Source organism: Bacillus stercoris (assembly GCF_029772985.1).
GTDB lineage: Bacteria > Bacillota > Bacilli > Bacillales > Bacillaceae > Bacillus > Bacillus stercoris.
The window spans coordinates 2769795-2784361 of sequence record NZ_CP121861.1 but is presented as its reverse complement, the minus strand read 5'-3'; the positions used below and the strand labels follow the sequence as shown (position 1 = coordinate 2784361).

At 44.2% G+C, this 14567-nt stretch carries 20 protein-coding genes; 16 read left to right on the top strand and 4 right to left on the bottom strand.

Features of this window, described 5'->3' with window-relative positions; translation table 11 throughout:
- The first annotated feature begins 32 nt into the window (after nt 1–32).
- From ctaD to ctaG, 4 genes are read left to right on the top strand one after another with little or no spacing between them, the layout of a single operon-like run.
- A complete protein-coding gene (gene ctaD, locus QA442_RS14445) occupies nt 33–1901 on the top strand; it encodes a cytochrome c oxidase subunit I (protein ID WP_014663860.1) in 1869 nt (622 codons plus the stop codon).
- Nucleotides 1901–2524: a cytochrome c oxidase subunit III gene (gene ctaE / locus QA442_RS14440; RefSeq protein WP_014663861.1), complete on the top strand. Its 624-nt coding sequence runs from the start codon at nt 1901–1903 to the stop codon at nt 2522–2524. The genes ctaD and ctaE overlap by 1 nt, the downstream gene beginning before the upstream one ends.
- Before the next feature lie 2 nt (nt 2525–2526).
- Nucleotides 2527–2859, top strand: a complete 333-nt coding sequence (gene ctaF / locus QA442_RS14435; RefSeq protein ID WP_014663862.1) for a cytochrome c oxidase subunit IVB — start codon at nt 2527–2529, stop codon at nt 2857–2859.
- A gap of 26 nt (nt 2860–2885) precedes the next feature.
- Nucleotides 2886–3779, top strand: a complete 894-nt coding sequence (ctaG, locus tag QA442_RS14430; protein WP_095431250.1) for a cytochrome c oxidase assembly factor CtaG — start codon at nt 2886–2888, stop codon at nt 3777–3779.
- 31 nt (nt 3780–3810) lie between these two features.
- Here the strand turns inward: ctaG and QA442_RS14425 are convergent, their stop codons facing one another.
- Entirely contained in the window at nt 3811–4173 is a 363-nt protein-coding gene (locus QA442_RS14425) for a YugN family protein (protein ID WP_095431251.1), read from the bottom strand.
- A gap of 139 nt (nt 4174–4312) precedes the next feature.
- Here QA442_RS14425 and QA442_RS14420 point away from each other — a divergent pair, with 139 nt between their 5' ends.
- From QA442_RS14420 to coaD, 8 genes are all read left to right on the top strand, one after another.
- Complete coding sequence (locus tag QA442_RS14420) at nt 4313–4759, top strand: CBS domain-containing protein (RefSeq protein ID WP_003221362.1); 447 nt, start codon at nt 4313–4315, stop codon at nt 4757–4759.
- An 84-nt stretch (nt 4760–4843) separates the two neighbouring features.
- Nucleotides 4844–5884, top strand: coding sequence for a CAP domain-containing protein (locus tag QA442_RS14415; RefSeq protein WP_095431252.1), 1041 nt, complete (start codon nt 4844–4846; stop codon nt 5882–5884).
- A gap of 257 nt (nt 5885–6141) precedes the next feature.
- Nucleotides 6142–6540, top strand: coding sequence for a YlbD family protein (gene ylbD / locus QA442_RS14410; RefSeq protein ID WP_014663866.1), 399 nt, complete (start codon nt 6142–6144; stop codon nt 6538–6540).
- A 15-nt stretch (nt 6541–6555) separates the two neighbouring features.
- Nucleotides 6556–6795: a YlbE-like family protein gene (locus QA442_RS14405; RefSeq protein WP_014663867.1), complete on the top strand. Its 240-nt coding sequence runs from the start codon at nt 6556–6558 to the stop codon at nt 6793–6795.
- A 114-nt stretch (nt 6796–6909) separates the two neighbouring features.
- The gene (ricF, locus tag QA442_RS14400; RefSeq protein ID WP_003221370.1) at nt 6910–7359 is read left to right on the top strand and encodes a regulatory iron-sulfur-containing complex subunit RicF; all 450 of its coding nucleotides are present in this window, start codon (nt 6910–6912) and stop codon (nt 7357–7359) included.
- A gap of 54 nt (nt 7360–7413) precedes the next feature.
- On the top strand, nt 7414–7686 hold the full coding sequence (locus tag QA442_RS14395) for a YlbG family protein (protein ID WP_095431253.1): 273 nt from the start codon (nt 7414–7416) through the stop codon (nt 7684–7686).
- A gap of 323 nt (nt 7687–8009) precedes the next feature.
- On the top strand, nt 8010–8564 hold the full coding sequence (rsmD, locus tag QA442_RS14390) for a 16S rRNA (guanine(966)-N(2))-methyltransferase RsmD (protein ID WP_069838810.1): 555 nt from the start codon (nt 8010–8012) through the stop codon (nt 8562–8564).
- Between the two features lie 4 nt (nt 8565–8568).
- Nucleotides 8569–9054, top strand: coding sequence for a pantetheine-phosphate adenylyltransferase (gene coaD, locus QA442_RS14385; protein WP_014663869.1), 486 nt, complete (start codon nt 8569–8571; stop codon nt 9052–9054).
- Nucleotides 9055–9064: 10 nt separating this feature from the next.
- On the opposite strand, the gene spoVV is transcribed toward coaD, so the two are convergent.
- Nucleotides 9065–10291 carry a dipicolinic acid transporter SpoVV gene (spoVV, locus tag QA442_RS14380; protein ID WP_069838809.1) on the bottom strand — a complete coding sequence of 409 codons (1227 nt, stop codon included), beginning with the start codon at nt 10289–10291 and terminating at the stop codon, nt 9065–9067.
- Nucleotides 10292–10471: 180 nt separating this feature from the next.
- Here spoVV and QA442_RS14375 point away from each other — a divergent pair, with 180 nt between their 5' ends.
- Both QA442_RS14375 and ddcP read left to right on the top strand, forming a co-directional pair.
- Nucleotides 10472–11254 (top strand): patatin-like phospholipase family protein, encoded by a 783-nt coding sequence (locus QA442_RS14375; RefSeq protein WP_095431254.1) that lies wholly within the window; start codon nt 10472–10474, stop codon nt 11252–11254.
- Nucleotide 11255: 1 nt separating this feature from the next.
- On the top strand, nt 11256–12281 hold the full coding sequence (gene ddcP, locus QA442_RS14370; protein ID WP_095431255.1) for a protease DdcP: 1026 nt from the start codon (nt 11256–11258) through the stop codon (nt 12279–12281).
- A 16-nt stretch (nt 12282–12297) separates the two neighbouring features.
- On the opposite strand, the gene QA442_RS14365 is transcribed toward ddcP, so the two are convergent.
- Together QA442_RS14365 and QA442_RS14360 are read right to left on the bottom strand one after the other, a co-directional pair.
- Entirely contained in the window at nt 12298–13545 is a 1248-nt protein-coding gene (locus QA442_RS14365; RefSeq protein WP_095431256.1) for a nucleotidyltransferase, read from the bottom strand.
- Nucleotides 13542–13727, bottom strand: a complete 186-nt coding sequence (locus QA442_RS14360) for a hypothetical protein (RefSeq protein ID WP_014663874.1) — start codon at nt 13725–13727, stop codon at nt 13542–13544. The genes QA442_RS14365 and QA442_RS14360 overlap by 4 nt, the downstream gene beginning before the upstream one ends.
- 27 nt (nt 13728–13754) lie before the next feature.
- On the opposite strand from QA442_RS14360, the gene QA442_RS14355 reads away from it, so the two are divergent.
- Together QA442_RS14355 and rpmF are read left to right on the top strand one after the other, a co-directional pair.
- Nucleotides 13755–14273: a YceD family protein gene (locus tag QA442_RS14355; protein ID WP_095431257.1), complete on the top strand. Its 519-nt coding sequence runs from the start codon at nt 13755–13757 to the stop codon at nt 14271–14273.
- A gap of 21 nt (nt 14274–14294) precedes the next feature.
- Complete coding sequence (gene rpmF, locus QA442_RS14350; protein WP_003154457.1) at nt 14295–14474, top strand: 50S ribosomal protein L32; 180 nt, start codon at nt 14295–14297, stop codon at nt 14472–14474.
- Nucleotides 14475–14567 lie beyond the last annotated feature (93 nt).

The window sequence follows — 14567 nt, the reverse complement described above, 5'->3', positions numbered from 1 at the left end:
GGAAGAAAGGGAGATATTGGGGGAGGTCACATATGTTGAATGCGCTTACAGAAAAGCGGACGCGCGGATCTATGCTTTGGGATTATTTGACGACGGTGGACCATAAAAAAATCGCGATTCTTTATTTAGCGGCAGGAGGATTCTTCTTTCTTGTCGGGGGAATTGAAGCGATGTTTATCAGAATTCAGCTTGCAAAGCCGGAAAATGCGTTTCTCAGTGCTCAAGCGTACAATGAAGTAATGACTATGCACGGAACGACGATGATCTTTCTGGCTGCGATGCCGCTCTTATTTGCCTTGATGAATGCGGTTGTGCCATTGCAGATCGGGGCTCGGGACGTTTCGTTTCCATTTTTAAATGCGCTTGGTTTTTGGCTCTTCTTTTTCGGAGGCATTTTCTTAAATCTAAGCTGGTTTTTGGGCGGAGCGCCAGATGCGGGCTGGACGTCATATGCCTCTCTTTCGCTTCATTCAAAAGGGCACGGCATAGACTTTTTCGTCCTCGGACTCCAAATATCGGGGCTCGGGACGCTGATAGCCGGGATTAACTTTTTGGCCACGATTATCAATATGAGGGCTCCGGGCATGACGTACATGAGGCTGCCTTTGTTTACATGGACGACATTCGTGGCCTCGGCATTGATCTTGTTTGCCTTTCCGCCGCTTACGGTCGGATTGGCTCTTATGATGCTGGATCGGCTGTTCGGAACCAATTTCTTTAATCCCGAGCTTGGCGGGAATACGGTCATTTGGGAGCATTTATTTTGGATTTTCGGCCATCCGGAGGTTTATATCCTAATTTTGCCTGCATTCGGTATTTTTTCCGAGGTCATCCCTGTTTTCGCCAGAAAGCGTTTGTTTGGCTATTCTTCAATGGTTTTTGCCATCGTGCTCATTGGCTTTCTGGGCTTTATGGTATGGGTGCACCACATGTTCACAACTGGTCTTGGCCCGATTGCAAATGCGATTTTTGCGGTTGCCACAATGGCTATCGCGATTCCGACCGGGATTAAGATTTTTAACTGGCTGTTGACGATTTGGGGAGGAAATGTGAAGTATACAACCGCAATGCTGTATGCTGTCTCATTTATTCCATCTTTTGTGCTTGGCGGTGTGACGGGAGTCATGCTGGCAGCGGCCGCTGCTGATTATCAGTTCCATGATACGTATTTTGTGGTGGCGCACTTCCACTACGTCATCATTGGCGGCGTGGTATTCGGCCTATTAGCCGGTGTTCATTTCTGGTGGCCGAAAATGTTCGGTAAAATTCTGCATGAGACGATGGGGAAAATTTCATTTGTACTGTTTTTTATCGGCTTTCACCTCACGTTTTTCATTCAGCATTTTGTCGGTTTAATGGGGATGCCGCGCCGGGTTTATACGTTTTTGCCAGGCCAGGGTCTTGAAACCGGCAACTTGATCAGTACAATCGGGGCGTTTTTTATGGCGGCAGCTGTTATTCTTCTGCTGGTCAATGTCATTTGGACATCGGTAAAAGGCGAGTATGTAGGCGATGATCCATGGCATGACGGACGTACGCTTGAATGGGCCGTTTCTTCGCCGCCGCCGGAGTATAACTTTAAACAGCTTCCTTTTGTCAGAGGACTTGATCCGCTTTGGATCGAGAAGCAGGCAGGTCACAAATCAATGACGCCGGCGGAACCGGTTGATGATATTCATATGCCAAACGGCTCAATCCTGCCGCTCATCATTTCCTTCGGCCTTTTTGTCGCAGCGTTCGGGCTGCTCTACAGAAGCGATTACGCTTGGGGCTTGCCGGTGATCTTTATCGGGCTCGGCATCACCTTTATTACGATGCTGCTCCGCTCAGTCATTGATGATCACGGCTATCATATTCATAAAGAGGAACTGCCGAACGATGATAAAGGGGTGAAGGCATAATGCAAATTCAAGAAAAATTCACCGCAGAAACCTTTCCAGCTTCTCCTGAAAAAGTAACACTGGAAGGGAAAAATAAATTTCTAGGCTTTTGGCTTTTTCTTGGCGGAGAGACTGTTCTGTTTGCGTCTCTCTTCGCCACGTTTCTGGCGCTTCGGAATTCAAACGCCAGTGATCCGCCTACAACCGAAATGTTCGACGTAACACTTGTATTCATTGCGACAATGCTGTTATTAACGAGCAGTTTAACGAGTGTGTACGCGATGTACCACATGAAGAACTTTTCCTTCGGCAAGATGCAGCTTTGGCTGGGAATTACGGTTTTATTGGGGGCGGGCTTTTTAGGACTGGAAATCTATGAGTTTAAGCACTACACCCATGAATTTGGCTTTACCATCACAAGCTCTGCGCTCGGTTCTGCGTTTTACACGCTTGTCGGTACACACGGCGCCCACGTGGCGTTTGGGCTGATGTGGATCAGCACGCTGATGATCCGCAATGCCAAGAGAGGGCTGAACCTGTATACGGCGCCTAAGTTTTACGTTGCCAGCCTTTATTGGCACTTTATTGATGTCGTGTGGGTCTTCATCTTTACCGTTGTATATTTAATGGGGATGGTGGGATAAACATGGTCGGTAAAAAAAGCAGAGGGCATATCAACAGCGACCTTGAATTTAAGAAAAAAAAGCACGCCCAGGAGATGAAATATCAGGTTTTGTCTTTTGGTTTAATGATCGGTCTTACGATTGTTGCATTTCTGACTGTGGCAACAGATGGTGTTGCAAGCTGGTTTACGATTCCTTTCATTATTTTGCTTGCTGCAATTCAAGTCATCTTTCAGCTGTATTATTTCATGCATATGAATCAAAAAGGGCATGAGGCGCCGGCATTGTTTTTGTATTCAGGGGTGTTTGTCGCGTTTATCACTGTGCTTGCGTTTGTCACAATTATATGGTGGTAATTTGAACAGCCGCCGGAGGTGAAGAAATGAATCAGTTGGAGATATTTGGGTTTCGCGCCATGTGGAGCCCTTATCTTTTTTGTATCCTGTTAGGCATTACGGCGATTTATCTCTATTTTTACAGGAGAATGTTTTCAAAGCCGAATCGAATAACTGGTAAAGAGATGGCGTGTTTTCTGTCGGCGATGCTGTTTTTATATGCGGCCGAGGGAAGCCCTGTTGATTTGCTCGGACATATTATGTTTAGCGCGCATATGGTACAGATGGCTGTCCTGTATTTGGTTGTACCGCCACTGTTGATCGCTGGAATTCCTGCATGGCTCTGGGAGAAAATCATTTTCAGGCCTGCCATCAAACCGGTTTTTTCCTTTTTCACGAAGCCCTTAATTGCTTTGCTTTTGTTTAACGGCATTTTTTCTTTATATCATGTACCGCTTATATTTGATACTGTCAAAACCGATTCATTTTACCATACATTAATCACTTGGCTTATCTTTGTGCTTGCATTCTTCATGTGGTGGCCGCTTGTTCATAAGGTGGGGCGTCTACGGCAGCTCAGCGGCTTGATGAAGCTGGGGTATATTATGGCGGACGGTATGCTGCTCACACCTGCTTGCGCCTTAATCATGTTCAGCGGTGCGCCGTTATACGCCACCTATACAGATCCGTCTGCATGGGCCGAGGCAATGAGCCTTTGCGTGCCTGCGGATATGATGGGGCAGGTCCCATTAACAGGACCGGAGATGTTGAATACACTGCCTTTGTTAGAGGATCAGCAGCTCGGGGCCGTCATGATGAAAATCATTCAGGAAATTGTGTACGGTACTTTTTTGGCGATTATTTTTTTCCAATGGGTGAAGAAAGAAAGGGAAAAGGACGGGCAGGAGGAGCCGCCGTATATTCAGCAGACGATATCATAAAAGGTACAGCGGAATATGCTGTACCTTTTCGTTACATTTGAACTGTTTTTAACATGTCGGATATGTCCTGAATCAGTGCCTTGCTTTTTGTCACAACCTGTACGGGAAACTCTTCCGTTTCTCCATACTCTACTCCGTGCGGGTAGTAATGCTTGCCTAGGAGAGGGGACATTAATTGAATCACCGCGCGTCCGCTTCCGACATCACCCTCTGCCGCAATTCCTTGTATCCGCAGGTAAAACGTGCCCTCAATCGTCGAAAACTTCTTGTCATAGGTGACTCTCTCGTAATCCCATTGGCCCGCTCTGAGTAGACCTTTGCTTTCCATTAAGTCGTCTAGCAAGCTGAGTTCAGCCTTAACCCCTTCAAGTCCGCTTTCAGTAAACTTCAACACCGACCCCTCCTTATAAAAATTACCTTTCCTGACAATCATAGTATGAAAGCGTTAAACTTTCAATGAATCTTCTTCTTTTGAAAGTATGCAAAAATTAAATTTTGACGACAATAGCACTAGACTAAAGGAGGTTAAACGGATGACAAAAATAAAAGATCTGATGACAGCCGACTTGCAATATTGCACGGTATTAGATAATGTATATGAAGCTGCAGTAAAGATGAAGGACGCGAATGTAGGGGCGATTCCAGTGGTTGATGAGGATGGGGAAACATTGGTCGGCATCGTGACCGACCGTGATCTCGTGTTAAGAGGAATCGCCATCAAAAAACCGAACTCGCAAAAAATCACTGACGCGATGACCGAAAAACCTGTCAGTGTGGAGGAAGATGCTTCAGTTGATGAGGTTCTTCATTTGATGGCATCGCATCAGCTCAGAAGGATACCAGTTACAAAAAATAAAAAACTGACTGGAATTGTCACGCTTGGTGATCTTTCTTTATCTGAGCAAACGAATGAACGTGCCGGCAGCGCCTTATCGGATATTTCCGAAGGTGATAATCGAGAAGAAGGCTTTTTTCATTAACACATAAATCTTTGACATGTTAAATAGGCTGTATTGTAATGGGTTGTAAGGCAAGAGATTGTGAATCGCCACGGGGGTGATAGATTGAAAAATATATTGAGAGCAATGGTTATCCTTTTGATTATTTGCGGAACTTATGTTCTGTTTATTCAATATGGATCTGTTCCTGAAAAGAAATCAAATGACAGCGAGCCTCAGGTGTCAAATGAGGAAGCAGAAAGCGGCAAACGAATACATATGCCGACTTCAGGATTATTGTCCTTCATGGGCAAGTCCGCCGATGAAGTAACGAAAAAGCTTGGGGAACCTGAACGCATTGACCCTTCAGCTTATGATTACGATTGGTGGGTATACAATCAAGGTAAGGACCAATATATCCAAATCGGGGTATTAAACAATAAAGTGGTCACATTATTCGCTGCTGGGAATGACATTAACGCCAAGCCTTTCAAAATTGGCGAATCAACCGGAGATGTGTTCAAGACGACCCAGGTGGCGCCATTTGTGAATGTAGAGTATAAAGGAAATTCCTATCGCTTTGAGTTTTCTGAAGAGGATATCAATACAAGACCGACTGTAAAGGTAGGAAAAATGTATGTCCAGCTGTATATGGACAAATTTGAAGGGAAGCTATCCAGCATCAGGGCGTTTGATGCGCAGACCTTTGTAAAGCAAAGACCTTATGAGGTAGTGTACCGCGGGGAATTAATCAAACCGAAAGCCGTTTCAGATGAGAAGTGGAAAAAGATCCAAACAACGAGCGAAAAGCAAATACTTGATTTGACGAATGTCATACGCGTCAAACATGGACTTGCGAAGCTTGAGTGGGATCAGCCGACGGCGGAAGTCGCCTTTGGGCATAGCGAGGATATGAAGGAAAATAATTATTTCTCACATGTTTCTAAGAAATACGGCTCACTGAAAGACCGCTTAGAAGAAGGGCATGTTGACTTTCAGCAAGCGGGAGAAAATATCGCATACAATTATGTGGACGCTCCGGCCGCTGTAGAAGGCTGGCTGAATAGCGAAGGCCATCGAAAAGCGCTCCTGAATTCAGATTATACGCATCTTGGTGTCGGAGTAGACCGAAAATATTACACCCAAAATTTTATTAAGCGATGGTAATGAAAGCCGCGGACGAATGGTTCCGGGCTTTTTCTATTTCACACAAGCTGGCTTGCGCTAAGGGATGTGTAAATACAGCCTGTTCAATATGTTACTTTTCTTGCTGCTGAGGAGCGGATTTTCCCTTCTTCTTAAGGCTTTTCACCAGTGTCTAGGGACAGCACTAAAAATTCATTTGTGAATGAATATAGGCGAACACAATGCCCGACAAAACGATACATTGTAGTAGGTAACGATTTTCGGAGGGGGTGAGGATTGTGGCGAATCAACATGCCAATCATTCAATCAATGACTTTAAACAATTCGTCAAAAAGCATCCCAAGCTGATAAAAGAAGTGCGAAAAGAACAAAGAAGCTGGCAGGACGTATATGAAAATTGGGTTCTCTTCGGGGAGAGCGACCCGATTTGGGATCCGTATCGGGAACCGGAAGAAGCTGCAGAGGCTGTGCCCGAAACACCGCAAAAAAATGATTTTGTCACGAAAATGGTGACAGCGGTGAAAAAGATGGATGTCAATCAAATGAACGAACAAATCAATAAAATGAGCCAGTCGATCTCATCGTTGCAAAGCCTTCTTAATACATTTTCCGGGAACAGCCAGAAGCAATCTCAGCCAGGCTCTGGACAGCATCCTTTTTCTTTTCGAAAGGATTAAAAAAGGGGATCTCATATGCGCAAAGAGGTGCAGGAATATATTTTCGCAAACGAAGAACGGAAACGATTCATCAGAGAGCAGCCGATATGGTACCGCAGGCTTTCGAGAAAACCGGATGATCTGTCCACCTTTCAGCTTGAGATGATGAATTTTTATGAAAAAACCATTCCGCATCGGGTGAATCAGTTTACAAACGGGATTCAAATGGCGCAAATGATGATGCAAATGTTCCAAGCGATGCGGACAAAAGATTAAAAGGCCCGGGAAAGGGTCTTTTTCGTGCGTCCATACGGAGTTTGTTTTCGGCTGTGGTTAAGCATTTTCCAATTGGCTGGTTTCATGGTAAACTAACAACTGGAGGTGCATGTTATGTATGCGACGATGGAATCCGTGCGGCTTCAAAGTGAAGCTCAGCAGCTTGCCGAGATGATTCTGCAGTCGGAGACGGCTGAGAACTACCGCAATTGTTACAAGCGTCTCCAGGAAGATGAAGAGGCAGGGCGGATTATTCGTTCTTTTATCAAAATAAAAGAGCAGTATGAGGATGTACAGCGTTTTGGCAAATATCATCCTGACTATAGAGAAATATCCCGGAAAATGAGGGAGATCAAACGTGAGCTGGACCTGAACGACAAGGTGGCTGACTTCAAAAGAGCTGAAAATGAACTCCAGTCCATTCTTGATGAGGTCAGCGTCGAGATTGGGACAGCTGTTTCGGAGCATGTGAAAGTTCCGACTGGGAACCCTTATTTTGACGGTTTGTCTTCATGCGGAGGCGGCTGCGGTTCAGGCGGAAGCTGCGGATGTAAAGTGTCCTGACGAGACTGGCCGTCTCGTCTTTTACATATAAAAGAAATCAGGCAGGTGATTGTATTGGAGAATAGGCGCCAGGGCATGGTTGTGTATCTGCACTCCCTAAAGCAAAGCAAAATGCTGAGAAAGTTCGGGAATGTGCACTATGTATCAAAACGATTAAAATATGTCGTACTGTACTGTGATATAGACCAAATTGAAAAAACAATGGACAAGATTGCGTCTTACTCTTTTGTGAAAAAAGTAGAGCCTTCTTATAAACCGTTTTTAAAATTGGAATTCGAGTCAAAGCTTGATAAAGCAAAAGAATACGATTATAAAATCGGCATATAGCAATAAAAAAAACCCCCGCAGACATCTGCGGGGTCCTTCTATTCCTTAATATGTTAAGGAGAAGGCAAAGGGAGAGGAGAAACCGGAGGAAGAACTTATGGGGAAACGTAAGTCTTCTCCGCGGTTGGCAACAACATCCTCTAGATGCTGTTGCTTATAGTATGGACAAGGATCATGCTGCCTATACACCTGTTTATCAAGATTAGCGTTCATTGTTTGGGAGAATGCTTTATGTTAAGATAGGATTGATTTTTTTCTATGTACATAGCGGCGTCTGGCCGAATAAAGAAACAAAATAGCTTTTAGAAAAAGTGGTGTGGAACATGAGAGTAATTTCTGGATCAAAAAAAGGCCGTTCACTAAAGGCTGTGCCGGGAACATCAACAAGACCGACAACCGACAAAGTGAAGGAATCCATTTTCAATATGATCGGCCCTTATTTTGATGGGGGCAGGGGACTAGACTTATTCGCAGGGAGCGGAGGTCTTGGGATCGAAGCGCTTTCACGCGGGTTTGAGCATTGTATATTCGTTGACCGTGATTTTAAGGCCATTCAAACGGTAAAATCTAATTTGAAAACGCTGGAGCTTACAAAACATGCACAGGTATACCGCAATGAAGCGGAACGTGCTTTGCACGCTGCTGCAAAGAGAGAAACCGGCTTTCGCGGCATTTTTCTCGATCCGCCGTATAAGGAACAAAAGCTGAAAGCACTTTTAACTTTGATTGACGAATACCAAATGCTGGAAGAAGACGGCTTTATCGTCGCTGAGCATGACAGAGAGGTCGAGCTTCCCGAAACCGTAGGAGATCTTGTGATGACAAGAAAAGAAACCTATGGGCTTACAGGTGTGGCGATTTATAAAAAGAGGGGGTAGTGAGGTGGCGAGTATAGCTGTCTGTCCCGGCAGTTTTGATCCGGTGACCTACGGGCATCTGGACATCATCAAACGCGGGGCGCATATTTTTGAACAAGTGTATGTATGTGTGCTGAATAATTCTTCAAAAAAGCCTTTGTTCAGTGTAGAGGAACGGTGTGAGCTTCTGAGAGAAGTGACAAAAGACATTCCGAACATAACAGTTGAAACATCACAAGGACTGTTAATTGATTATGCAAAAAGAAAAAATGCCAAAGCGATATTAAGAGGCTTGAGGGCTGTATCAGATTTTGAATACGAGATGCAGGGAACGTCAGTAAACCGTGTGCTTGATGAATCCATTGAGACATTTTTCATGATGACAAACAATCAGTATTCGTTTTTAAGTTCAAGCATCGTAAAAGAAGTGGCGAGATACAACGGCTCGGTATCAGAATTTGTACCGCCGGAAGTAGAGCTTGCGCTTCAGCAAAAATACAGACAAGGATGAGGGGGTTGACTCATCCTTTTTTTGTGCCGTTTGTCAGTCTGTAAGAAAAAATGATAATGTACGTAAACAGCGCGCATAGTGTGACAGCAGGTCCGATCTGCACAAGCAGATTCCAGCCGTTTATAAATGCAGTCGGCATGTCACTGCTATTAAAAGATTTAAACACATACTGATAAGGATCATGCCACGCCGTGTAAAGCGGTTTCCATAAAAGCATGACGAAGACAGCGGCATAAACGCCCTGCAGCAAACGTGCGATAAAGAATGGTTTAAATCTAATATCAGTTTCCGATAAAATACCTGCCACTTGAGCTTGTACGGAAAAGCCGCTAAACCCGAGAATAAAGCTGACGATAATCGCTTTTTGCAGAAGAGAAACATCTGTCTCGCTGACAAGCTTGCTGCCTAACGTGATTTCAAACATCCCCGATAAAAGCGGAATGTCCAATTGAGCCGGAAGCTGGAACAAAGTCAGCGCGCCTTTTGTGAAAACAGACAAAATATCAGTCAGCTGAACCACGGACAACAGCCGATTGAAGACAGAAAATAAAATAATAAAGCCGCCTACCATAAGAAGCGTTTGAACAGAAGACGTCACAGCGTCGCCTAAAATTTTTCCCAAAGGCCGTTTTTCCGCAAGTCTGGCGGTATGAAGGGCGTGTAACGCATCTTTGATCGAAGGAAAGGGTATCGTTTTCTTTCTTCTGAGATGCTGCTCTTCCTTGCGGCCGTAGGAACGCATCGTTAATCCAACAGCCAGATTCCCTAAATAGTGTGCAGAAGCCAATAAAATGCCTAGTGACGCGTTTTGAAAGAAACCGACAGCAACAGCGCCGAAAATAAAGAGCGGGTTTGAAGAATTGGTAAACGACGCAAGCCGTTCTGCCTCTACTCTTGAAATTTGTTTTTCCTGCCGCAGACGGGCAGTGAGTTTTGCTCCCGCTGGGTTTCCTGATGCCATTCCCATAGCAAGAACGAAGCCGCCGACACCCGGCACGCGAAAGATCGGCCGCATAAAAGGCTCAAGCAAAACACCGACAAACCGTACAATGCCAAAGCCGATTAAGAGTTCGGACAGAATAAAAAATGGCAGCAATGACGGAAACACAACCTCCCACCACATAGAAAGCCCGGTTTTAGAGGCTTCGAATGAGGCCTGTGGATGTGAGATGACAGTCGCTGTTAAAAAAAGAAAAAACGAGGCAATCAAAAGTGTATTGATCTTCGACAAGTTCATTCTTACCTCCCCGATGCTAAAAATGCCCAATGACATGTATATCATGATAAAATAATGTATGACATGAAACGGCCAAGCAGTACCTGTCCTCTTGATTCTTTGTACTAATATACGAGCATAGGGGTTCAGTTTAGACCATAGAATTCGGTATACAGGGAATTCAGGCAGGAGGTTAACGCTTTGGCCAAACCTAAAATCGGGTTAGCGTTAGGATCGGGAGGGGCCAGAGGGCTTGCTCATCTCGGTGTGCTTTCCAGTTTACATAAGCATCAAATTCATGTGGATATGATTGCAGGAAGCAGCATGGGCGCTTTGGTGGGCAGTTTTTATGCCGCCGGCCATGACGTGGCAACGATGAAAAAAGTAGCCAAAGCCTTTAAACGGAGGCTTTATGCTGATTATACGATGCCGAAGCTCGGTTTTCTAAAAGGTGACCGCATCAGACAGCTTGTGCATGCTTATACATTCGGAAAACCGATTGAAGAGCTCCAAATTCCGCTGGGCGTTGTTGCATGTGATTTACAGACGGGAGAAAAGATTGTGTTCCGCAAAGGATCAGTGTCAGATGCAGTGAGGGCCAGCATCAGCATACCGGGTATCTTTATTCCGCAGAGGCTGGACGGACGCCTTCTTGTAGACGGCGCGGTCGTCGATCGAATTCCGGTTTCTGTTGTAAAAGACATGGGAGCTGATATTATCATCGCTTCAGATGTTTCCAGGGTACGAAAAACTGAAACAGCAGTGCATATTTTTGATGTGATTATGCAAAGTATGGATATCCTGCAAAATGAATTGGTGCGGCATCAAACGATTGCCGCAGATATCATGATTCGCCCTTCTCTTGAAACATACAGCTCAAGCTCGTTTGCCAATATTGAAGAAATGATATCGGCAGGCGAAGAGGCGACAAACCGAATGATCAGCAAGATAAGAAAAGAAATAGAGAATTGGGAGGGCTCATAATTTGCTACGTAAAAAACATTTTAGCTGGATGCTCGTCATCCTCATACTGATCGCCGTTTTATCATTTATAAAACTTCCATACTATATTACAAAACCGGGAGAAGCGACAGAGCTTGCTCCATTGATAAAAGTGGAGGGAGGCTACCCGGAAAAAGGAAGCTTGTCCTTAATGACTGTCAAAGTGGGACCGGCTAATCCGTTTACATATGTGTGGGCAAAGATGCACCCTTATTATGAAATTGTTCCTGATGAGAGCATTAAGGAAGAAGGCGAGTCAGATAAGGAGTATATGAAAAGGCAGCTCCAAATGATGAAAAGCTCGCAAGAAAACGCGGTTATAGCCGCCTATCAGAAAGCAGGAAAAAAAGTCAGCTACTCCTTTAACGGCATATATGCAAGCTCGGTTGTAGAAAACATGCCCGCAAAAGGGAAAATAGAGGTCGGTGATAAAATCATCAGTGCAGACGGCAAAAACTATCAGTCTGCTGAAAAGCTGATTGATTATATCGGCAGCAAAAAAGCGGGAGATAAAGTGACGTTAAAGATCGAAAGAGAAGAAAAAGAAAAGCGTGTCACTCTTACGTTAAAGCAATTTCCTGATGAGCCGCAACGGGCTGGGATCGGTGTTTCACTTTATACGGACAGAAACGTCAAAGTGGAGCCGGATATTGATTTTGAAATCGAGAATATCGGCGGCCCTTCTGCCGGGTTAATGATGTCTCTTGAAATCTATAATCAGCTGACAAAAACAGACGAAACAAAAGGTTATGATATTGCGGGAACAGGTACCATTGATGTTGACGGAAAAGTAGGCCCGATTGGCGGAATTGATCAAAAAGTCGTCGCCGCAGACAAAGCCGGAAAAGACATTTTCTTCGCGCCAAATCAAAACGGCGCCAGCAATTCCGATTATGAAAATGCTGTAAAAACAGCAAAAGATATTGATTCAGATATGAAGATTGTGCCTGTTGATACCATGCAGGATGCGATTGACTATTTGAATAAGCTGAAAGCGAAAAGCACCTGATTCTCAGGTGCTTTTTCTATACATTTAAAAAGTGTTGTCCATCTTCGTCATAGCGAATCGGTGTATGTCCGTATTCCTGCAGGTCAAACTCGGTTCTCAGCGGCTCTTCTATCGGCAGGCTGTAAATTCTGCTTGCTTTTATGTCCAGATCGAGAGCTGGATGAGAGAAAGAGGACAGTTTGCTGACAAGCGGAACAGACAGTGCTTTTTTCTTTTCGGATAAATAAGCCTGTCCTTTTTTCGTCATGCCGAGAAGCCTGATATATGGCACCTTATCGTCGTCAAGCAGCTTTTTTATATCCTGTTTTTTTGTTCTGGTTAAAACGTGCGTATTCATCCGCTGGAGCCTTGTCCATGTATAACGTTTCGTTTTCAGCAGCTCCATATATTCCAGATAGGAGCTGGCTTTTCTGATCGAACGAAGAATTCTGTGCTCTAGCCCTTCCTCCACCTCGTATATTTGCTGTAATTCCTGTGCTGTTACTGTTGAAAGGCTGTATTTTAAGTAAGAAAAGTAGCTCTCAGGTGTATGCCACAATCCGAATGATTTGCGGTAAGCTGCTAATTCTCGTGCAGATGCAGCAGGGAGAAAACGAAGGCAGGCTTCGAGACTCTGGCCAGTCATCGCTTTTCTAATGCTTGTGGCGCTTGCGATAGGGTTTTCGCCTTCAGGGAGATCGGCATCATGATAGTCCGAAGAGATGCGTGCCGTGGTATAAGGTTTCATAGGATATCCCCCGGTTAGAATCGAAGTCACATACTGGTATCCCAAAATGTTATTTGGTTTTGACAAGTCAAGTGCACTTTCGGAATGCAAAATGGAGCTGAAGGCGCTAGCCGCCGCTGCTGGATAACTCGTCCCCGTTTTAAGTTCTTCTTTAATTCGGTCATCAAATGTATGTTTATGCTCATTAATAAGCTGTGCTGTTTCTAAAAACGGCTTGATATCCCCATTCTCACTCCCGAAAAACAGCGCCTCACATTCAATTTCGTTTAGGATGGAAACACTGCCGCGTGCAAAAATGTCCGCTTTTTGCACGGCATAAAGATAAGGCAGCTCAATAACAAGATCAACTCCGCTTTGCAGCGCCATTTTTGTTCGGGCCCATTTTGACACAACAGCCGGTTCCCCACGCTGTAAAAAATGCCCGCTCATCACCGCGACAGCCGTGTCGCATCCGGTTTGCCGCTTTGCTGTTTGGGCATGATAAAGGTGACCGTTATGAAAGGGATTATATTCAACCACCAATCCTACAGCATTCATATTTTTTCCGCCTTTCTTGCTATGTTTAAAAACGTATGGTACATTTGCAAATGAAAACTCTTACGCCTTATTTTTGTTTTAAGTGTATGCATAGCATATTCCGCTGTCAACGATACTTGGATGGCAGCATTATGCTGTAAAGAAAAAATATTGACAAAAACAATCTTAAAAGCTATAATCATGTTTGTTGCTTTCCTGAGGTGATACAAATGAAATGGACGATTTATCAGCTGCATCAAATGCCAAAACAAAGTTTTGAATTTGATGAAACAGTTGAGTTAAATGAGCTGACAAAGCTGAATTCTGACATTCGCCGCATTTCTCCCGTCCGGGTGAAGGGCAGAGCGGATATCAAATCCAAACAGGTTTCGTTTGATTTTACAATTTCAGGCGAAATGATTTTGCCATGCTCAAGAACACTCGTTGATGTCCCGTATCCATTTGAAATTTCAACAAAAGAACTGTTTATATTTCATCACACGGATGATATAGAAGATGATGACGTTCACATTGTTGAGGACGATACTATCGACTTAACTCCGATCGTGAAAGAAGAAATTCTTTTAGAAATCCCTATGCAAATCTTTTGTGAATCTGAACAAGAAAAAGGAGCTGCTCCTCAAGAAGGAAAGGACTGGAAAGTCATTTCGGAAGAAGACAAGAAGAATCAAGTTGATCCGAGACTTGCAGCCCTCGAAAAGCTCTTAAAACAAGATGATGAATCTTAACTCTTTAAGGAGGTGGGAATAATGGCTGTACCTTTTAGAAGAACTTCTAAAATGAAGAAAAGATTGCGCCGTACACATTTCAAACTTAATGTACCTGGTATGACAGAATGTCCGTCATGCGGAGAGATGAAGTTGTCTCACCGTGTATGCAAAGCATGCGGATCATACAACGGCAAAGACATAAATGTAAAAAGTAACTAATGAGAAAAGCGCAGGGTGAAAGCCCTGCGCTTTTTCTTTTTCTCTTCCTGTCAGCTTGCGGAAAATTTGTGAGTGCAAATAGTCTATCTAATC